Consider the following 19743-nt stretch of genomic DNA (forward strand, 5'->3'; position numbering starts at 1 on the left):
AGTCGGATGCCCGGTCACGTTTTGCACAGATTTCGAGGGTATTGCAGCTCCCCGTTATGAGGAAGATATTGTCATCTGGTCCCTTTTCAAAGGTATGCACCCATTCCAACTCCCGATCAATGCCATCAGCAGAGAACCGCATATTATCCTTTCCAGTTGGGGGCAAGTTGGTAACGATATTGCCAAAGCGGTCAATTTGAGTTACCTCACCGGTCCGACCTTCCAGGTGGAATTCAAGCGGAACACTGAAGTCGTCCTTAAGCGGTCCCAGGTGACGACCGGCCAGGCCCTTCTCAAGATAGGCAGCCATCCGGGCAAAGACATCTCGACCGTGAAATGTATTTGATGGCACATCTTCAACAATGATAGGGAACACCTGGGTGATGACGTCACTATGGGCGGCAGGGTACATCAGTCCGTTATCAGGTCCGATGAAAACGTAGTTGGTTGTCTTGACGAGTACAGCATCACGGTCAGTACCAACACCAGGATCAACCACGCAAACGAATATCGATCGTGGAGGGAAGTAGCGATAAGCGTTGAGTAGTACCCACGCACCTTCTCGAACCGAGTGTGGTGTTATGTCATGCGTAAGATCAACAATCTCCGCCTGTGTGCAGATGGTGTGAATAACCCCTTTCATCATCCCAGTATACTGTGAGCCGCCGAAATCAGATAGCAATACAATCACTATTGGTACCTCGTTCTCTTCTTGATAGTATCATCTCAAGCCTTTTGTTTTCCTATTCCACTTTCACCAGTCTAATCTCTCTATAATCGCTGATGACACGGATATATCCATGGAGCATATCGTCAACCTCTCGGTCTCCAGTATCGACTCGAAGGGTTTCATCCTCTATTCCTTTCAGTTTAGATGCAGTACTGATTGCAATGATATGGTCTTTTCCCACCCGTTCAATGATTTTTGGACTAATCTGCTGGTTACCCCGACCAAACAACATGCCCTGATTTCCAATAGGAGACACAACAATCCAGGTCTTGTCGAAATCGTCTACGATATCAAGTATTTTTGATTCATTTACGTCATTGTAGACCTTGCCATCCTTGTAGATATCAACGCCAAGAACGGTTTTCTTGATGTCGAGCAAATCCGCCACTGTCTTTACAGTAGTCCCCGGTCCCAGAATATACGTGGCATCTTCTTTCATATTATCTACAACGTGCCGAGCAATGGCTTGTTTTGCTTCTTCTTCATCAACGGTCTCAGGACTTGCCTGTTTTGAACCCTGGAATTTGGCGGGTACTGAAGGCCCCTCTAAATAGCCATATAGGTTGAGGTTGAATTCGTCCTCTCTGAAAGCGCTTTCATCAGCGTCCATAATCTCGAAGTCAGTTGTACCTGCAGTTCCCTCAACAACGAGACGAATCACTTCAACGGCTTCTCGTGGATTGACAACAAACACACCGCTGTACATCTTCACACCGGAGGGAATGCCAAGGACTTGGAGATTATCCAAATCATGTTCTTTCACAGAGTCCAGAATATCCCGTGCGGTGCCATCGCCTCCAACAAAGACCAAAAGTCGCACACCGGCTTCATAGAGCTTGGGCACACACCGCTTTGTGTCCCCTGCAGATGTATCATCTGAAATGTCAATGTCAATGGTCTTGTGGGTAATGCCAGCTTGTGATATCATGTTCCCTCCCATCTTGTCAGGACACGACCAAACTTCAATGTCATAGGCAGAGTAACTCAAAAGGTCTTCTTGAAAAGCTTCGAGAAATTCGAGTGCGCGACCCGGCGATACAGGTTCGGCTCCACGCTCCAAGGCCTCTTCAACAACACCGTCGGTCCCTTTCAGTCCAACGCGTCCACCCATACCCGCTATGGGATTTACGAGTAATCCGACAATCACCGTAAGAATCACCCTGCCGTATAGTGAGAGGGGCAGACTATGCTATAGTCGTTGCGATATATCGAGGTAAGGAGTAGCATACGCTATCCAATCATCATGAACTCGTCGTTAGTCTTCCATTGATGCTTTTCTTCGTCGAAGGTTTCTGCCCACAGAGCATACACCTGAGACTGAATATAATCCACGAGGGAGACGGTTAACTTGTCAACATTCTGCTGAAGATAGTTCAAAAGACTCGATAAGTGGCTCTGTGGAAGTCTCAAGTACCAGAAGATGAAATCGTCCTTGACCTTCAAAGTGGAACGGAAAGGTATAGGATGCAATTCAATGCGTGTCTGCAGCTCTTTTCCGAATTCCTTGGGACATCGAGCGGTCAGGATAACATTACTGTACAAATCGAATGTTTCGCGATCCAAGAAGACATGGTAGCCTTCGATGAAGTTCTCTTCCAGTAGAGCGTATCTCCGAGAGAATTCTTGTGAGGTGAATTCGACGCCCTCCTTTTTCAGCTCGATAATAATTTCCTTCTGCTTTCTCCGGGCACCCATTCCAAGTTTAGTGAGGATGTAGAAGTCCTTTTTGTTCAATATGTCAAGACGAGATTCTGTTGTCCTACGTCCAGATGGTTCTCTTCTCGACAGGTCCTGCGAAGCCCATTCCTCCCAATCAAAGTTCCAAGTGAAAGAGTCCACATTCCAGTGTTCCAGGCTTGAAACCGTAAACACGGGTTGAGTGTTCACCGTTGGAAGAACAGTATAGTTATCAAAGCACAGTTCGGTCTGCTTCTGTTCTAGCATTTTGCGAACTTTGCCAGTCTTACTAATCGGTACCCTGAACTGCGTGAATATACCAGAGTAGTTGCCATAACAGCGTGACCGATACTTTGTGTACGGGTGTTTCTCACAAAGCGCTTCTACGTCCTCTATGACTGCTAGTTCAGACGTTTCAACAAAAGCATCTACAGTCTGAAGCCCGAGAGCTTTTTCATTCAAATCAGGAATAACCCTGAAATATCGTCGGCCGTTATCCTTTGCACGCCCCTGTAATTCTCGCAAGTACTTGGAAACAGTTGTACGAGAGTATCCCACTCGCTCAGCAAGCTCTTCCAATGTATCCATTGGGCCCTCTTGAAGAGCGATAAGTAAACTGAGATAGTTACCACTAAGTCTACGGCCCATTCTTGACCATTCTCCCAAGTAATCCTCTCTTCCCATTCAGGTGTAGTCTTCAGATGATTAGGCTATTAGAATAGCACTTCTATGTGTGGATCTCCAGTTCCAGAACCTGTGGGTGGATCAAACTCATAGCTCGTGCTGCAACAGTCAAAAACAGACCCACCAAACGCGATTGCATCAACCTTGAGGCTGTACCAACCGGATTCCCAAGCAGAATCATACCACAATATGTACATGTGAAGTTCTGAATACTTGCCCACCAGCATTATCGCTGCACGATGTTCGATACCAGACGGAAGCCCAAGTGTAAGGTAGAACTCGGACTTTCTCGGTGGAGCACTCCCCTCGGAAATTTCACAACTCAGCTCTATCAGAACATCATCTTCAAGACCATCATCGTCAAGATCGTAGTAGTATGCGTGATCCACAGATACATCGAGCCTATCACTCATGGCATAACAGTTCTGGGCCATTGAAATGAATAGGACCGCACCTATAAACAGGACAGCAAAGACACTTTTACGTCCATGAATCATAATGATGGAGAAAAGAAACCTTCCTTATATAACTTGTCAACAATTTCCGCGTTTCGTAAAAAAAAAGATGGAAGGAGGGGATTCCTCCTTCATATACTGAATGTCTTGCTTGTCACTACGTTTGCAGTAGCATCGTATGTGTAGTTTGTATGAGTAACATCAGTCACGGTGACTGTGTACTCACCACTCGGTACCTTCTTCAGCTCGAAGACCGCTATCCCATCACTACCTGTAGTAGCCGTATAGGTGCTGATGCTTCCGTCGGGATATTCGACGTCAATCGTAACATCAGCGCTGCTTACTGGGTTACCATTGCTATCAACAATGGCAACTTCTATTGTTAACCAAGTATGGGGACCGCGTGACTGAGTGGAGTATGTGATGTCCGCAACGTGCATGGTTGCATCTCCACTACCGCTATTATCAACAGTCACACCAACACTATCAGAAGCTGTCTGACCTGCTGAGTCTGTAGCACGAGCATCTATGGTATGGGAACCATCGGCATAGCCTGTTGTATCCCAATCATAGTAATAGTAGCCGTTGCTATCAACATTATTGCTGATATCAATCCATGTACCAGAGTCGATACTAATCTCGACTGTGCTGACACTGTTGTCATCACTTGCCGATACAAGGATTCTGTAGGTACCACTCACGGTCTCACCGTCAGTTGGTGCTGCAATCGAACATGTTGGTGGATCATCTGTCGACCCACTATTGTCGACTGTTAGGCCCACACTGTCGGATGCGGTCTGACTGGCTGTATCAGTGACTCTTGCATTGACTGTGTGACTGCCATCAGCATACGCTGTGGTGTCCCAGTCATAATAGTAGTAGCCGTCACTGTCCACATTGTTTGTGATGTCAATCCAGGAACCCGAATCGATGTTGACCTCAACTTTCGAGACGCCGTTGTCATCGCTAGCAGAGACCTTGATTCTGTAAGTTCCACTGACAGTCTCGCCTTCGGTTGGAGCTGCAATTGAAGCACTTGGTGGATTGTCAGTGCTACCACCCGTAACGTAATCGAGTGCATCCTTTGCTTGAGCAATGCCCCATCCGTAGGTATTGTCAGCACCAGTTTCACCCTTGTCCAAAGCGGTGGTCTTCAGTACGTTCTTCACATCAAAGGATGTCAGAGACGTGTCTGCTTGGCGAATAAGAGCGCCAATACCAGCCGCCATAGGTGTAGCCATTGAAGTACCGCTGTAGGTCACGTAGCCGCTTCCGCTGTTGGCTTCGGCTGCTGTGATACCGTTACCAGCTGCACATATCTCTGGCTTGATTCTCCCATCAGCAGTTGGTCCTTCATTGCTGAAACTTGAGTGACTGCCATCATCATCTACTGAACCGACGGTAATGGCATACTCTGAAGCTGATGGACATCCGATTGTATTGTATCCGTATAGCGCCTCAGGATGGCCATGATTACCAGCCGCTACAAAGAGGGCTATATCGTCAGACATCATCGCATCAGCCATCTGACAAATCTCGCAGGTTCCATCAGTGGAGCTGGAGGGGTTAGTCGAGAGGCTCATCGATGCGATGTTGATTCCGTACACATCGTTGTTGTCGATGACCCATTGCATTCCTGCAAGTAGGCCTTCCATCGTTCCGCCACCATCTGCGTCAAGCACCTTCACACCAACTAACTGAGCGGCATAAGCAACTCCACGATAACGGGAATCGCCTTCACCGGTACCGGCGGTAATACTTGCGCAGTGTGTACCGTGACCATTATCATCGTACGCACTTACTGGCGCACTCAAATCATCTTGGCCATTGACAATGTCCTTGAAGGCAACGACCTTGTAGGTATTGTACGCGTCGTTGTCATCCAAGTCAACGTGGCTATTATCGATGCCAGTATCAAGTACACAGATAACCATTCCTTCTCCTCGATAGGAGTAGGAGTTGTAAGCCTCAGGGACTTGTACAACAGGTAAGCCACTATCTAGGGTGGCCTGCACCTTAGTCTTAGCGTCAGATATCCGGATAACATCAGCAGCGCTACCCAGAATCTTAACATTCTTCGCGGGCAACTCAACAGAGAGTGCCCCGATTGCATCATATCTGTACCTGACCTTAGCATCTAGTGCGGGAAGCAGGTCTTCAATGCTTCCGCTCGTAGTTACTAGGACAGAGACACGTTTGCTTCCCTCGACGCCGGCCAGCTTCGATTCAAAGTCGTCAACTATGTTATTGGCATTCTGATCCCAACTGGTGGGCATAGTTGTGTTCTCGGACACAGTAGTAACAGAAAAACTGCTGACTACCATTGCCGTAAACAAGAATACGAAGCAGTAAGCGGCGAGTTTGTATTTCCTATCTCTCACCTAATCTCTCTCCCTTGTGGTTGTTCGAATCAACGACAACCATCAAGACAGTGTCGGAAAAATGAAAACTTACTTATAAAATTACCTGAAATTTCCGCAACAGCTATGACAATCTCTTTCTAGACAGGGCTTTATCGTAGAAAAGGGAACAAACAATGGCAGGTCAAAGCCCAAAATCAAAAGTCATAGTGATAACTGGTGGATCAAGTGGAATAGGTCGAACTACAGCGCTCCAACTCGCACCTGAAGGCCACTCATTTCTACTAATAGGGAGAAACGAGGAACGTCTCGAAGATACATGCAGAGAAGTAGAAGAGCTTGGAGGTAAGGCGATAGCAGCTACCGGAGATGTAGCTTCAGCAGAAGACGTTGAGAAACAATACAGGAAAGCAATAGACGAATTTGGGCGAGTTGACGTTCTCATTGCAAACGCAGGTGTTGGCTATTTTGGCAATTTAGAAGAACTCACTATCCAAGAATACGATGAACAGTTCGACACTAACGTCAGGGGCGTCTTTCTATGGATTAAACAGGTCCTTCCGAATATGAAAGAAAGAGATGCTGGTCAAATAGCCGTCACGTCCTCTAATCTCGGGCTAGAGACTTCAGCTCGGGCAAATATCTATGCTGCTACGAAGCATGCTGTACAGGCAATGGTCGGATCCCTTCGAAAAGAACTCAAAGACACCAATGTTAAGGCGGCAACAGTCAATCCTGGCTCGGTATCCACGCCATGGTTTGATGGTAAGGATGTAGACCGTTCGAAAATGCTCTCGGCGGAGGATGTCGCCAGGGCCTTCAAGATGATTATCGACCAAGGAAAAACGAGCGACATCGACCATATCCATCTTTTACCTACAAAAAGATGACATGATCATTGTGTATATGACGAGCTGAACTCGGTGGCTATTTGACTCGATAGCCGTTCCGTATGAATAATTCAATGCCAACAATCGCAATTACTACTACAGCTGCAACACCAATGATTATGACTGAAAAGCCTATTCTAGGGACGCATTCAGACATATGTGGAGTCCCGTCCGATAGCTTCCGAGGAAATCGATCTACGCCAGCTCCATATCCTTCTATGGGATAGGAATTGGTTCCATTGTAGTCACTCCAGTGGTTTCCCAGACCATCTCCGTTGTCCCAAGTGCAATTTGAAGCTACTTGGAAGGCATTTTCATCCCCGTTCCAGCCGATTTTGTTTCCAAAGATGTGGTTGTTATATGAGAAATACATGTATATTCCATATCTGGTGTTATTGTAAATCGCATTGTATGTGAAAAGGGATTCTTGCACTGATGCTGCGTGGATTCCGTGAGTGTTCCAGTACAGTCTATTACAGGAGAGTCTACACTCATGTCCGCTTTGTATCTTTATCCCGGCTCCTGGAAATGGAGGGTTTTTTGTTATGTTTCGAACCACATTCTTCTCAATAGTGCATCGCCAGCTAGCAAGCAAATGTATACCATATCGAACACAGGATACAGCGGTGATGTTTCTCACGACACTATTCCAGCAAAGGAACAGCAAAATGCCAGTATGAACATTCTGGAAAAAACCGTATTTGAAAGAGGTGTTATTGCACCCTACTGCAACGATCTGTCCGTATTCCCTGCAATCCACGAAAGTGTTAGAGATGTTGTGGAAATAGCCAATCGGTTTGCCGCCAACGGTGTTATTTGTAATTTGGTAAGAATATGCAGAAGAAGATGGCCTTGTAAGGGATATACCAAAAGCTGCCATGGCGTTATCACTAACAACACAAGCAGGTGAGGAGTCGATAGAAATACCATGATTCTCAGAGAATATTGAATTTCCAATTATGTGAGTCCTATCGCAATCAGTTATTGCAATCCCTGCATTCCAAATTGCATTGTTCTTGATAGTGAGTCCGCTACTCAACCAGAAACAAAACATGTTTCCGTATACCGCGTTGCTTCGAAAGGTGCACGACATGCACTCGATAACGTCGATCCGTTGATTGCAACTGACTATTTCATTTAGTGATATCAGCGAAGAATTAATGGCCCTCATATGAATGCCATAGGAGCAGTTTCTGATGTGGTTACCAGTTATTCTAAAGTTCAAGCCATTTCGAAGCCATATACCCCATTTGGCATTCCTAATTGTGCAATCAATCAATTTACCATGACTAACGTTACGTAGATGGAGGCTGCAGTTTCCTCCACGAATTGCCACAAGGGTGCAGCTATCTATGACAAAATGACTACGTGTATCACTTATGCTGATTGGAACTATTTCTGAAGTTATATTGAGAGATGCGATAACGTATGGATTCGCTTCGGTCCCATTACCTGGCCACCCCTGCTCAGCAAAATCATCATCGGAATCTATTCGTATAGGTTCATGATTTCCAGCTGGAATAGTATGTGCTGAATCTACTGATGACTGATTCAAAGCCGTGAACAGTACGGGACTGGGATTCAGAATCCTAGCTAGTAGAATGAAACACACCAAAACCCAGATTCTTACAGAGTACGTTCTGAACATCCGAAGAACAGCATCCTACCATGCATTCACCTATCATCTTGTCATAGCTGTAATAAATCAATCCTCGGAAGATACTTGAACAAACAGAATCAGATGCATCCCATGAATAATGCGTAACGAGACTATTTCAGCGCGTCAACTTCGGCTGCGGCCTTGAACCAGAAAGAGACCCTCACAAGAACCTCCTCAAGGAACCGTTGTCGGTCCTCCAGACTAACATCATCTGGCCAATTCACTTTTCGATATTCATTGAATTTGTTGAAGGTCTTGTCGTATTTGGTAGTGAGGGGGGTCTCTACCTTCTTATCACACACTGCAACAAGGGCCTTAATCAGCGTAGAGTAATCGTATCCGAGTTTCATGACCCACTTGGAAAGAAGGATGAAAAACCGTTTTTCCTTTGTTTTTTCCCAAGGAAGTGTTTTCAGTCCCTCGCGATCTTTCCCACCAACCCGCGGCTTGTTGAAGTCACATTCCTTATCGAATGTGCATCTCGCTCTTGCAAATACTTTGCCATCTGCAAACCACACGATAACTTGATGCTCTCCCTTTTTCTGCAGAAGCTTCTTGTGATCATCAGCATGAAGTATCATCTCTACAGCGCCGGGATCCTTGAAGGGGGCATCAATCTTAGAATACACATCGAAGGCATACGCTAAGGCAGGAAGGGTATTGACAGCATATAGGGAGTCTGAATCGGTCATGGTCAATAGTGGGGATAACGCACACCTTGATATGAGTTCGGTTTTGCACAGAACGAAATACTTAGCGAGTACTAGTGCTTCAACCGTCTAGAAGTTGGTTTCTCGTCGCTCATTCACGAGAACCTTTGCAAGCTCTCCAAAAATATCAACGATGCTCTCACCCGTCTTTGCGGATGACTCGATGTAGGGCATATCATGAGCTTCAGCGAATTCATGGCCTTCGCGAGGTTCAACCACCCGGTCAGGCAAGTCGATTTTATTACCTACAAGCACCAAGGGGATTTTCTTGTTGATTGCTTTTTCCAATTCGTTCAACCACTCATTCAACACAATGAATGTGCGACGACGGGTGACATCAAAGACGAGGACACCGCCACTTGCTCCACGGTAGTACATTGGACGTAGAATCTGAAACCGTGATTGACCTGCTACATCCCATATCTGCAGTTTAACAGTCAAATCGTCTTCCCCTTGAGATGGGATGGCCACATTCTTCACAGCAAACTGGGATCCAATGGTTGTCTTGTAGTCAGTTCTAAAGAACCCATGACTGAAACGTGTTACAATGGCTGTTTTCCCAACAGCCCCTTCCCCCAGGATAACCACTTTGAACAAGTAATCATATGATGAGCTCATCAGTGTATCGCCTTCTGTGGTTTTCAGTCTGTTTCAACAACACCAGTTAGCCAGTACGTGTATTCTAGTAGCTGATAGTGTTAAGCGAGAAAACCCTATCGACCTAATAAGGTTTAGTAGTTTTTAGTCACAAAATGCCTTCTCGATGAATCGGCATATCGAAGTAGAAATCCAATCCGAAAAGGGGGAGTACAACTACTCAGAACCGTCGATACACTCAATGAAATCTCGCAAGATTCTGTTGAAATGAGGGGCGTTCTCTAGCATCGGACAGTGATCCGAGTTTGGTACAACTGCGAAATCGGCACGAGGCAGCTGTCTTTCGAATCTCGCCATAACAGCGGGTTTGATAATATCATCATCTTCGCCAACAACACAGAAAGTGGGAGGGCGAATTTCGTTCACACGATTACATATGTCAAAAGCATTACACGCCTGTAAATCACCTTGGAATACAGCGGGATTCTTCCTTCGGGCTTCCTCCTCTCTTTTCTTTATTTGATAGACTCTGCTTTCCTTCTTCGCATTTGAAGAACGGAACAGTCCAAATTGATATTCGAGAGCTTCAATAGCCAGTCCAGGTGCAATCTTCCCGAATTTGAGGTCGGGCGACGTCCCTACCAGAACCAATCCAAGCGGCATCACTCGTGGTGGAAGCAAAGTATACGACAGGGTAGCAGCCCCACCCATCGAATGGCCAACCATAAGATATCGTTCAAGGCCCAGATGATCCACAAGAGCCAGAATCTCCTCACTGTATCCCTTTATTGAAACGGGATCTTTCCCTGTTTGTGATTTTCCGTGGCCGGAGAGGTCCGTAGCAAGTACCCGATGTGTTGGTGAAAACTCTTCCACTTGAAACTCCCAGATTTCCGACGACGAACCTGCTCCATGAACGAAGAGGAGTGCGCACTCATCCGCTCCTGCATTTGGATTTGTGTCAAGATACTCTAGACGTATTCCGTTATGATGGAACGATGGCATCTCAGTTCACCTATACATTTCCGGTAAAAGTCATTGAGAGGGATTTGCATTTAGCCATATTCGTGATAGCTTGCTCAGGAATGTTTCTCAATAAGCTGGGTTACCAAACCCCAAAAGCCGGTCGGATTATCTTCGTGCATTGCATGACCCGCATCAGGCACGTACATAATAGATTCACCAGATTCCCTGACAAGATTCTCCGACGAATAGTCCCCTTTGTTATCCGCACCATATATGAAATACATAGGCCCGTCAAAAGCCTGAAACAGTCGTGGTAGGAGATTGTCTGTTTTTGAAACGGCCACCAAGTCCTTGCTTGAGGCCCAGATAGTTAGAGGGCCGGCTTGTTTAATACCTTGTATCCAAGATCGCATTGATTCATCTTCAGTTTGTTCTAGAGTGGACTGGCACCATGATTCAAACTTCTGCGCATATTCCTGAAAAGGCATCGAGGCAACCTTCGACGAAAAGAATGCATCTCCCTCGTCCAGATTGCCTTCAAGATAAAGCAGCAACGTAGCCACAACCTCTTGGTTCGTTTCTAGCAGTTCCAGAAGAGAAATGGCTATGGGACCACCCATTGAATGTGCAATAATCCGTACCCGATCCACCTCTTCTTGCAGTAAGATATCATAGAGGCACTCCGCTTGGTTTTCCATTGAATAAGCGGAAGTATCATCTGGTTTAACAGAATCACCATGACCAATCAAATCTGGAATAATCCACGAGTATCGTTTCAGGTCATAGGTTTCCAAATGTTCGGAAAACCAGAAACGATTGTATCCTAGTCCGTGAATGAATAGGTTCACTTCGGTGGCTTCGGGGTTGCGATACACATCATAGACAACGTCTCCCAAATCCGAATCTATGTGTTTCGTCACGAGGCTGTTCATGGGTTAATCGATGATGAATTGAATCGGTACAGTGAAAAAACTATCCAATGTAGTAGAATAGTGGTATTGCACACTTTCTGTTTCAATCTTTGCCATACCTTTTTGTCTTAGTATTTCAATGCGAATACTGTGACCGAGGATGACAGGTAATCTCTTTGGAACAACAGGTGTCCGCAAGGTGTACGGTTCCGAATTCAATCCGAATATGGCGCTCAATCTCGGAAAAGCACTTGGTACATATCTAGGTCAAGGAAGAATACTCCTTGCAAGAGACGCACGAACCACAGGAAAAATGATTGCTGACGCATTCGCTTCAGGTGTAATGTCCACAGGCATTGATGTTGTAAGAGCGGGAGTGATTCCGACACCTACGTTAGCATACAATACGAAGGCGAGAGGTTTTGATACAGGTGTTATGATAACTGCTTCACACAATCCCCCGGAGTATACAGGAATCAAATTCTGGCGTTCAGACAGCATGGGTTATACTAGCGAGGAAGAACATGAGCTCGAGGAGATTTATGAATCTGGGAAATTCCAAGTTGCTTCTTGGGATGAGCTAGGCACCCAAACGGTATCGGATATTGAAGTCAAGAAACACATCGAGGCTATCTCTGAGAGTCTGAATACAAAGGCCATAGCTGAACAGAGCTTCAAAGTAGCAATAGACCCAGGAAATGGTGCTGCATGTGTAATGACACCATATCTTCTCAGAAGACTTGGATGCAAAGTGATTACTATCAACGCTCAGTTGGACGGTCATTTTCCTGGAAGGCCATCTGAACCTGGAGAAGAGAATCTCAGTGATCTGATGGAACTAACAAAGGATGCACAAGCTGACATTGGAATCGCTCATGATGGCGATGCTGACAGGGTAACCTTTGTCACCGAGAATGGGAAGTTCATCCGCGGCGATAGGGTAATCGCTCTACTTGCAAGAGAAGCAATCAGACAATCAGACAAAAAGACGATTGTTACAACCGTTGATAGCTCCTTGGTCCTCGATGAGACCGTGGAGGAGGCAGGTGGAAATGCAGTCAGGACACCGGTTGGCGATATTGAGGTTGCGATAAAAATCAAAGAGCTAGAAGCGGCCATGGGAGGGGAAGCATGTGGCGTCTATATCCTACCAGAGTTTCATCTTGCCCCAGAGCCCTTCTTGGCAGCTTGTATGATTCTGGAGCTGATTGCTGAGCAGAACCAGAGCTTTGGTGAGCTTATTTCGGAGATACCCGCCTATCCGCTGACGAAGGGAAAGGTTCGTTGTGACAACAGTATGAAACCAAAGGTCATGGACCAACTACAAACCAAGCTACCCAAAACACTTGGAAAGCCCCGAGAGATAGTAACAGTCGATGGGATTGGGCTGTTCCTTGAGGATGGTTGGGTCTTGGTGAGACCATCGGGAACAGAACCAGTTATCAGGGTCACTTGCGAAGCTTCCTCTGAAGAGCAAGCGAAAAGATTGCTTGCGAAAGCCAAAGATATTGTAAGTCAAACTGTAGATGATGCATAAGTTAAAGGTGGTATGTGCTAAAACCCACCATGCAAAGAAGGTTTATAGCACAATCACCTTACATCGAACTGGATGAAGGGGCCACTGCATATGGCAGAAGAGAACGATGACGATTTCATAGCCGAGGAATTTGAATGGGCACTCAAAGATCCTACCGAGGAGAAGCTAAGAGGTTTAGGAGAAGTAGTGAACGCTATCACTAAGAAGCTAGTTGATGCCATAGGTGAGCTTCAAGAAACGATCAATGGCATGGAGAACAGAATCGGCAATCTTGAATCGAAAGTCGAAAACATGGATGGAAGAATTTCCAATATTAAAGCAACGGGCTCCGCTGGACCTTCATCTGCAGAATCCGCTGCTTCTTCAGCGCCTTCACCAGCAGAAGCTTCCGCGTCTTCAGCACCTCCAGGAGGACCAGCTGGCGCACCAGAACCCGCAACAGCCTCAGCTTCTGACGGGCCAGGAGGGCCAGAACCTGCTAAAGCACCTGCAGGCGGACCCGGTGGCGGTGGAGGAAAAGGAGGACTCATGGGCGAACTCAAATCATTACTTGCTGCTAGAAGAAAGAAAATTGACCAAGGTGAGTAATCCCGGGCCCAAAGCGCTGTCTGTCATAGTATTGTCTCAACGTTGTTATCTGGATAAAACGGCCCTATTTGTAGAGGCAACTTCACTGTGAATGCTTCACCCCTCTTGCAGCCGCCCTGCAAACCGCGGAGTCTAGTTCTGTAATCATAGAGTTTCTCGTAGTACCCGTCTGCCTTGTCAATCTGTGACTCATGTTGCTGTAACGCTTTTCTTGCGGATGCATACCCCTCTGTTATGTCCACTATCAGATTAGGAAAGGAAATCATGGAGTTTATTTCCATATTGAGAACCCGTTCCACTCTATGCGCATTGTCAAATATCGTCCTATGAGATGCCCACTCAACAGCCTGATCTACGAGTTTCGAACACGATACATGATTCTGATTGTAGTCCTGTTCCGAGTGGGTGATGACTATTGTAGGAGCAGTTTTCAGTATTGCTTCAACAACATCATCTTTCATCGAGGCACCAATATCGAAATCATCACGCATGTTGGAAAATACGTGTCTAGCTCCCAAAATTGAGCTGGCAGCTTCTAGTTCAGCATTCCGTTCTTCGCTTCCAGTCATACATAAAATGTCAACTGGAAACCCTTGTTGAGTATGAACAGAAATCGTTCCCCCTGCACCGAGACATTCGTCATCAGGATGGGCAACCACAACAAGAAGTGAAGATTCAGAGTTTCTGGGCATAGACTATATCTTGGGTAGCTGGTTAATCAAGTTTTGCCAGAAAATCAATGCTGAACCAGTTGGCTTAAAGGCCATTCAGATGTGTATTTCTTGGGTCATGGTTGATGAGAATTGGAGTCTGTCTTTATCCTACAGTTGGTGGATCCGGGTACCTAGGCACTCGACTAGGACAGCATCTGGCTGACCGAGGACATGAAGTGCATTTCATCACGTATGAGGAACCCTTTGCTTTGATGTGGGAAGAAGCCCAGAAGGTTCATGTGGACCTTGTCGATAGATTTGATTATCCCCTCTTCGAATCTATTGGTCCACCCTATGCAATGGCCTTGACATCCAAAATAGTGAAAGTGGCAAGAGATTCCAATCTTGATCTTGTGCACTGCCACTACGCAATACCTCATGCAATGGCGGCATACATGGCTCGTGAGATTGTCGGTATTCCGTACGCTGTGACACTCCATGGTTCAGATGTGCATACCCTTGGACAAGATCCAGCATATCGACCAGTCGTTCGACACACGGTTGAAACGGCTGATGTAGTCAGTTCAGTTTCTAATTTCTTGCGCAAAGAGGCACACGAAGGACTGTTCATAGATCGACAAATTGAGGTAATTCCCAACTTCATAGACACAAATCGATTTGTTCCCACGAAGGGTCTCAAGTTGGTTGTTGAGAGCGGTTGTGTTTCGGTACGGCGTGAAGAGGACGCAGAGGAGATACAACCCGATGAATTGGTATTGCTGCATGCATCCAATTTCAGAAAAGTCAAGCGAGTTCCCCAGTTAATCGATATAATGCACAAAGTAGTGGACAAGTATCCGAATACAAGGCTTGTGCTTGTTGGCGATGGTCCGGCACGGATAGAAGTTGAAAGGAAAATCGAGAAACTAGAGCTCTGTCATAATGTCCACTTGCTGGGAATCAAGAGTAATATGAGCCAGATAATGGCGTCTGCAGATGTTTTCCTACAGAATTCAACCATGGAGGGCATGCCGCTAGTCCTGCTTGAGGCGATGTCGAGTGGGGTGCCTGTTGTTACAACTCCTGCGGGAGGAATCCCTGAACTGGTCAGAAAAGGCAAAGATGGAATCGTAACAGAAGGTTTTGAGTCAGATGAATATGCAGAAGCCGTAATCAAGGTGGTCTCTGATGACACTCTTCGAGAGAAGATGGGGAAAGCTGCTCGGAAGCGGGTAGAGGAAGGATTCTCTGCAGAGAAAATCGTCCCAGTATATGAGAAGATGCTCCAATCGATAGTAGAGGAGTGACATGGTGTTGGAACCGATTGCGACTAAAATCTATCAGGAGTACATATGGAAATCCAAGAGCAAGGAGTTGGCAGAAAGCCTGTATGCCAATCCCCCAGTTACACTGGGCGAAGCTGCAAAACGGGGTTCAGCCGTCTTTGCACAGTATGAGCAATCTGATTGTATTCGTCAGAAGGATTTAGAGAAACTCAAATCTGTCCTTCAGGCATCCAATTCAAAACTGGGCTGTTTGACCCCAGCGGTAGAAGAAAGCATCGATAAGTTGTCAAATGGGGCTGTTGAAGCTGCTCATCAGAGTGTGGCAATGGGTGGGCCAGGATACATATTGAACAAGGCTGCCTCTGCAAAAACCATTTCAAGCTTCTCGAAAGACAGCAGATTATCAGCTTTTTTCTTTGTTGCCGACTATGATGAAGTTCAAGCTGAGCTTCTCAACACCAGAACCCCTCTGATGGGACAATCAGGCAATCTAATCAGTATGCCAGTGCCCGAAGGATATGACCACTCCCCGGTCAGCGTATTGCCACTTCCTAGCTCTACATGGTATACTGAAGTCGAAGAAAGTATCCGGAAGAATTACAATGAGCTATTCAAACCGTTGTCAGGCACAGGGAAGAAATTGTTTCAGGAGCGTCTTGAAGCTGCCCTTGCAGTAACACGATGGGCATTTCACAATTCGGCTACTCTCGGAGAATGGGCCCAAAGAATCATCGGAAGACTTGTGAACATTGAAGGTAACCTCGGGCTCCCTATCATCCCTTCGAGCAATCCTGAAATAAGGAAGCTCATGGCAAGAGGTTTCGAGTATCTCCTTGCTGATGAAAATCGGAAACAGTTCGTTGATGCACAGGTGCGAGCAAGCACAGTCATCGAGGAAAACGAGTATGAGACAGGAACGGGCAAAAGATCACGGGATTATGTTCCGTTCTTCTATGAATGTCAAGGGGACGGCTGCCATTCAAGTAGAGTAGAATTACATTACGACCGGGAGGGAGCCACGGCAATTCTCACCGGTAGATGTCCAACCTGTGGAAGACCTGTGAAACTGGAATTCGATGCGGAGAAACCGGACTTGAGCGAGATTGCTGAACACCTCTCTCCCAGAGTGGATTCACGGCAATTCGTAATGGATATGGTTCTGCCTATCGTGGTTCATATTGGAGGGAGTGGCGAAACGGCATACTACGCCCAGGTCATCCCCGTGGCAAAAGAGCTGGGTGTCCCGTTTCCAGCGTTCGTGAAATATCCCCGTCTCTACTTCAATACACCATGGGGTGAAAATCTGGCAAACACTCTGAACAACAAAGGCAAGCCAGCCTTCCATGGAGGGGAAATGTTCGGCACCATCGGGCGGATTACGAGAGCTCGTCAATCAGAGAACTATGCTGAAATGAATGAAGCTGTTCAGGACTTCAAATCACTCCTTTACGAATCACATGAGAAACTCAATCATGCTATAGATGAGCTTGAAAGAGAGCGAGAGAAAGCAAGCGATGAGAAAGACAAACAGCTTCAGATGACTCGGCTTGAAATAGAACGATACCTTAGTTGGGTATTCGGACAATACACTCAAGGAAAAATGGGGCAAGAAGTTACGTGGTCATGGATAGAATGGGCTCTGAATTCCGGCTTCACGGATCTCTTCGGACCTTATGAAAGAGCATATGTACCTGAACTCAAGAATGGCTCAACCCTATTTGTTAATTTCATGGTGTAAAAGAGAAAGAAGGGCACCGGATTGCCCGGTGCCGTGAATCTGTTACTGAAGATGTTCAGTCAGGAGGTCGCCAAGTCTACGGATACCTTCCGAGATTACGTCCGGTTCAGCATACGAATAGCCCAGCCGCATGGTGTTATGTTCGGGCTTGCTCGGTACCAGTTTGTCCTTTCCATTTCCTAGACTGTACCCAGTAATGGGATAGAACGCTGTTCCTGGCACGAATATCACATCGTTAGGTATGGCTACCTGTTTCAAGAACTCCCGTGCATCAAATTCCTCTTCACTTTGCCACCAGATGAAGAAACCGCCGGTTGGATCGGTACGCTTTCCTGGTGGGAAGGACTCATCGATAGCTTCAGCCATAGCCTCGTACCGCTTTTTGTAGCCCTTGATACCTTCCTCAAGCACATCGTCGATGTAGTTGCGATAGTACTCATCAAGTATGCGCTGAATCAAGGTTGACGTGCACAAGTCAAGGTAGCCCTTGTCCTTGAGAACCTGGTCCCTTACGGAGTCAGGCATCACAGAATATCCTACCCTCAGAACAGCTGCCTCCTTGCTGGTGGTACCAAGATAGGCAACACGGTTGTTGTCTTTATCGAGACTCTTGATAGGTTTCAAATCGGTCTCTTTGAATTGGATTTCCGCGTAAGCCGAGTCCTCCAAGAGAATAAGGTTATGATTCTCACAGATGTCAAAGAGTTCTTGCCTCCGCTTCATGGGTAAGGTAGTGCCCTTTGGATTATCAGAGTCAGGTACGACGTACACCATATCTGGATGCTTACCAAATTTCGCCTTTGAAAGATTGATGGCTTTATCGACATACTCGGGAATAATGCCATCCAGATCCGTCGGCACCGTGATTACTCGTGCTCCCAACTTGACCGCCGGACCAAGAAAACCAAGATATGCCGGTGAAGGAGTGATGATAACATCTCCAGGATCAATCATCGTATCCAACAGAGCATACAAGGCCTGCTGTGATCCATTTGTTATTGATACACTTTCCCAGTCGGTCTCACAATCGATATTGATATTCCTCTTATCACAGAGCCGTTTTGCAAGAGTCTTCCGGAACCACTTGTGTCCGCCGGTAGGACCGTAGTTCAAATCCTCAAGTGCCATCCCGGGCTTCTCAGTATACTCTTCGCTGAGGTTTGACAGGATTTTTGCAAAGGTATCCGTCGGAATGATACCAGGTTTCCCGCCCGCGAAGTAGTATTCTACATTGTACTTGAGAAGTGCGCGGATTTGGCTCTCCGGAATGAAGCTAGTCCATGACGCGAACGCATACGAGTCTTCTTCTGCCATCAGCTAAATACCCCTGTGCATGTACAGATTCGTACATACTACGCATAAGGAAAAGTGCATGTCCCCTTTATCTGTTTCTAAGTTCGTGCGAGGTAGCACGTAGACATGAGCTCGAAGATGTACAAATGTGTTCACTGGTGAAATCTGGCTATGAAACCCAAGGTGGGGAGTCTGTCCATGTTTGAGAGGCGATGCTTTCAGCTACTGAAGCGGGATCATCTGCATTGACTATGGACCTGGCAACAATCACGTAGGATGCTCCGGACTCGATTGCTGTTTTGGCATCACCGCCCTGAGCTCCAACACCCGGGCTGAGTATTGGCATTTCATCACCAAGCACCTGTCTGATTTCCCGTATTTTCTCAGGATATGTAGCTCCCACTATAGTGCCATCTGCACCCCACTGTCTGGCTTTTCGTGCAAAGGACAGATACAGGGGTTCGTGATTTTTCTTCTTCTCGTCTTTTGCCACCATCAGGCCATATCCCTCATCTGCAGCTGGATGAGACATGTACGAAAGGGTGATGACACCTCGTTTCTTCTTTTCTGCGATTTCAAAAACTCGCTTAAGACCACCGTCCCAACCTACTAGCGGATTGGCTATAATAGCATCAAAGCCCGCATCGAAGTAATGGTTAGCAATCATCTCATTGCTGTTTCCTATATCGTTCAGCTTACAGTCCATGATGGCAATCAGGGCCTGATCATGGATAGTATCGATAATACTTGGAATTCGATCAAAAAGACCAAGCGGTAACATCAAGTGACGGTTTATTTTGTAAGCGACAGCGTAATCAGAAGTCAACTCTATGATTTTTCGCGCTTCACTTTCCAAACGTGCCTTTTCGGTACCCCAAGCCGCTTCACTTGTTAAGGGAAGCTTAGGAGTTAGGTCTAGTCCAATAACCAATCTCGTTTTTCGTACGTAGGCAGCAGCGGACAATTTGCGCTTCAAGGATTCTCCTGGAATGTCCAAGACCTCCTAGG

18 protein-coding genes are annotated in these 19743 nt (G+C 46.4%); 5 read left to right on the forward strand and 13 right to left on the reverse strand.

Features of this window, described 5'->3' with window-relative positions; all coding sequences use genetic code 11:
* The 5 genes from GF309_13505 to GF309_13525 all read right to left on the reverse strand — a co-directional run.
* Positions 1 to 691 (reverse strand): hypothetical protein (locus GF309_13505; GenBank protein ID MBD3159793.1); only part of this gene is annotated, 691 nt, incomplete at its 3' end.
* Positions 692 to 743: 52 nt separating this feature from the next.
* Positions 744 to 1889 (reverse strand): ATP-NAD kinase, encoded by a 1146-nt coding sequence (locus GF309_13510; protein MBD3159794.1) that lies wholly within the window; start codon positions 1887 to 1889, stop codon positions 744 to 746.
* Positions 1890 to 1960: 71 nt separating this feature from the next.
* Entirely contained in the window at positions 1961 to 3091 is a 1131-nt protein-coding gene (locus GF309_13515; GenBank protein ID MBD3159795.1) for a hypothetical protein, read from the reverse strand.
* Between the two features lie 29 nt (positions 3092 to 3120).
* Positions 3121 to 3504 carry a hypothetical protein gene (locus GF309_13520; protein MBD3159796.1) on the reverse strand — a complete coding sequence of 128 codons (384 nt, stop codon included), beginning with the start codon at positions 3502 to 3504 and terminating at the stop codon, positions 3121 to 3123.
* Between the two features lie 173 nt (positions 3505 to 3677).
* Positions 3678 to 5927, reverse strand: coding sequence for a S8 family serine peptidase (locus GF309_13525; protein MBD3159797.1), 2250 nt, complete (start codon positions 5925 to 5927; stop codon positions 3678 to 3680).
* A gap of 155 nt (positions 5928 to 6082) precedes the next feature.
* On the opposite strand from GF309_13525, the gene GF309_13530 reads away from it, so the two are divergent.
* Positions 6083 to 6796 carry an SDR family NAD(P)-dependent oxidoreductase gene (locus GF309_13530; GenBank protein ID MBD3159798.1) on the forward strand — a complete coding sequence of 238 codons (714 nt, stop codon included), beginning with the start codon at positions 6083 to 6085 and terminating at the stop codon, positions 6794 to 6796.
* 37 nt (positions 6797 to 6833) lie between these two features.
* On the opposite strand, the gene GF309_13535 is transcribed toward GF309_13530, so the two are convergent.
* The 5 genes from GF309_13535 to GF309_13555 all read right to left on the reverse strand — a co-directional run bounded on the left by GF309_13535 (position 6834) and on the right by GF309_13555 (position 11661).
* A complete protein-coding gene (locus GF309_13535) occupies positions 6834 to 8444 on the reverse strand; it encodes a hypothetical protein (GenBank protein MBD3159799.1) in 1611 nt (536 codons plus the stop codon).
* Between the two features lie 122 nt (positions 8445 to 8566).
* Positions 8567 to 9154: a hypothetical protein gene (locus GF309_13540; GenBank protein MBD3159800.1), complete on the reverse strand. Its 588-nt coding sequence runs from the start codon at positions 9152 to 9154 to the stop codon at positions 8567 to 8569.
* An 81-nt stretch (positions 9155 to 9235) separates the two neighbouring features.
* Positions 9236 to 9784 carry a GTP-binding protein gene (locus GF309_13545; GenBank protein MBD3159801.1) on the reverse strand — a complete coding sequence of 183 codons (549 nt, stop codon included), beginning with the start codon at positions 9782 to 9784 and terminating at the stop codon, positions 9236 to 9238.
* A 195-nt stretch (positions 9785 to 9979) separates the two neighbouring features.
* Positions 9980 to 10768, reverse strand: a complete 789-nt coding sequence (locus GF309_13550; protein MBD3159802.1) for an alpha/beta fold hydrolase — start codon at positions 10766 to 10768, stop codon at positions 9980 to 9982.
* Positions 10769 to 10842: 74 nt separating this feature from the next.
* The gene (locus GF309_13555) at positions 10843 to 11661 is read right to left on the reverse strand and encodes an alpha/beta fold hydrolase (GenBank protein ID MBD3159803.1); all 819 of its coding nucleotides are present in this window, start codon (positions 11659 to 11661) and stop codon (positions 10843 to 10845) included.
* A 139-nt stretch (positions 11662 to 11800) separates the two neighbouring features.
* On the opposite strand from GF309_13555, the gene glmM reads away from it, so the two are divergent.
* Complete coding sequence (gene glmM / locus GF309_13560) at positions 11801 to 13177, forward strand: phosphoglucosamine mutase (protein ID MBD3159804.1); 1377 nt, start codon at positions 11801 to 11803, stop codon at positions 13175 to 13177.
* A gap of 90 nt (positions 13178 to 13267) precedes the next feature.
* The gene (locus GF309_13565; protein ID MBD3159805.1) at positions 13268 to 13765 is read left to right on the forward strand and encodes a hypothetical protein; all 498 of its coding nucleotides are present in this window, start codon (positions 13268 to 13270) and stop codon (positions 13763 to 13765) included.
* A 23-nt stretch (positions 13766 to 13788) separates the two neighbouring features.
* Here the strand turns inward: GF309_13565 and GF309_13570 are convergent, their stop codons facing one another.
* On the reverse strand, positions 13789 to 14457 hold the full coding sequence (locus GF309_13570; protein ID MBD3159806.1) for a hypothetical protein: 669 nt from the start codon (positions 14455 to 14457) through the stop codon (positions 13789 to 13791).
* A 104-nt stretch (positions 14458 to 14561) separates the two neighbouring features.
* On the opposite strand from GF309_13570, the gene bshA reads away from it, so the two are divergent.
* Both bshA and bshC read left to right on the forward strand, forming a co-directional pair.
* Positions 14562 to 15725, forward strand: a complete 1164-nt coding sequence (bshA, locus tag GF309_13575) for an N-acetyl-alpha-D-glucosaminyl L-malate synthase BshA (GenBank protein ID MBD3159807.1) — start codon at positions 14562 to 14564, stop codon at positions 15723 to 15725.
* Between the two features lies 1 nt (position 15726).
* Positions 15727 to 17442 (forward strand): bacillithiol biosynthesis BshC, encoded by a 1716-nt coding sequence (gene bshC / locus GF309_13580; GenBank protein MBD3159808.1) that lies wholly within the window; start codon positions 15727 to 15729, stop codon positions 17440 to 17442.
* Between the two features lie 42 nt (positions 17443 to 17484).
* On the opposite strand, the gene GF309_13585 is transcribed toward bshC, so the two are convergent.
* Together GF309_13585 and GF309_13590 are read right to left on the reverse strand one after the other, a co-directional pair.
* A complete protein-coding gene (locus GF309_13585) occupies positions 17485 to 18756 on the reverse strand; it encodes an aminotransferase class I/II-fold pyridoxal phosphate-dependent enzyme (GenBank protein ID MBD3159809.1) in 1272 nt (423 codons plus the stop codon).
* Positions 18757 to 18904: 148 nt separating this feature from the next.
* Positions 18905 to 19732: an orotidine 5'-phosphate decarboxylase gene (locus GF309_13590; GenBank protein MBD3159810.1), complete on the reverse strand. Its 828-nt coding sequence runs from the start codon at positions 19730 to 19732 to the stop codon at positions 18905 to 18907.
* Positions 19733 to 19743 lie beyond the last annotated feature (11 nt).

Source organism: Candidatus Lokiarchaeota archaeon (assembly GCA_014730275.1).
Lineage (GTDB): Archaea > Asgardarchaeota > Thorarchaeia > Thorarchaeales > Thorarchaeaceae > WJIL01.

Bases quoted from the DNA above. Each gene is read 5' to 3' on its own strand.
- GF309_13570 (MBD3159806.1), bottom strand. From the start codon at position 14,457: ATGCCCAGAAACTCTGAATCTTCACTTCTTGTTGTGGTTGCCCATCCT.
- GF309_13535 (MBD3159799.1), bottom strand. From the start codon at position 8,444: ATGTTCAGAACGTACTCTGTAAGAATCTGGGTTTTGGTGTGTTTCATT.
- GF309_13545 (MBD3159801.1), bottom strand. From the start codon at position 9,784: ATGAGCTCATCATATGATTACTTGTTCAAAGTGGTTATCCTGGGGGAA.
- bshC (MBD3159808.1), top strand. From the start codon at position 15,727: ATGGTGTTGGAACCGATTGCGACTAAAATCTATCAGGAGTACATATGG.
- GF309_13585 (MBD3159809.1), bottom strand. From the start codon at position 18,756: ATGGCAGAAGAAGACTCGTATGCGTTCGCGTCATGGACTAGCTTCATT.
- GF309_13550 (MBD3159802.1), bottom strand. From the start codon at position 10,768: ATGCCATCGTTCCATCATAACGGAATACGTCTAGAGTATCTTGACACA.
- GF309_13520 (MBD3159796.1), bottom strand. From the start codon at position 3,504: ATGAGTGATAGGCTCGATGTATCTGTGGATCACGCATACTACTACGAT.
- GF309_13515 (MBD3159795.1), bottom strand. From the start codon at position 3,091: ATGGGAAGAGAGGATTACTTGGGAGAATGGTCAAGAATGGGCCGTAGA.
- glmM (MBD3159804.1), top strand. From the start codon at position 11,801: ATGACAGGTAATCTCTTTGGAACAACAGGTGTCCGCAAGGTGTACGGT.
- GF309_13530 (MBD3159798.1), top strand. From the start codon at position 6,083: ATGGCAGGTCAAAGCCCAAAATCAAAAGTCATAGTGATAACTGGTGGA.
- GF309_13555 (MBD3159803.1), bottom strand. From the start codon at position 11,661: ATGAACAGCCTCGTGACGAAACACATAGATTCGGATTTGGGAGACGTT.
- GF309_13565 (MBD3159805.1), top strand. From the start codon at position 13,268: ATGGCAGAAGAGAACGATGACGATTTCATAGCCGAGGAATTTGAATGG.
- bshA (MBD3159807.1), top strand. From the start codon at position 14,562: ATGAGAATTGGAGTCTGTCTTTATCCTACAGTTGGTGGATCCGGGTAC.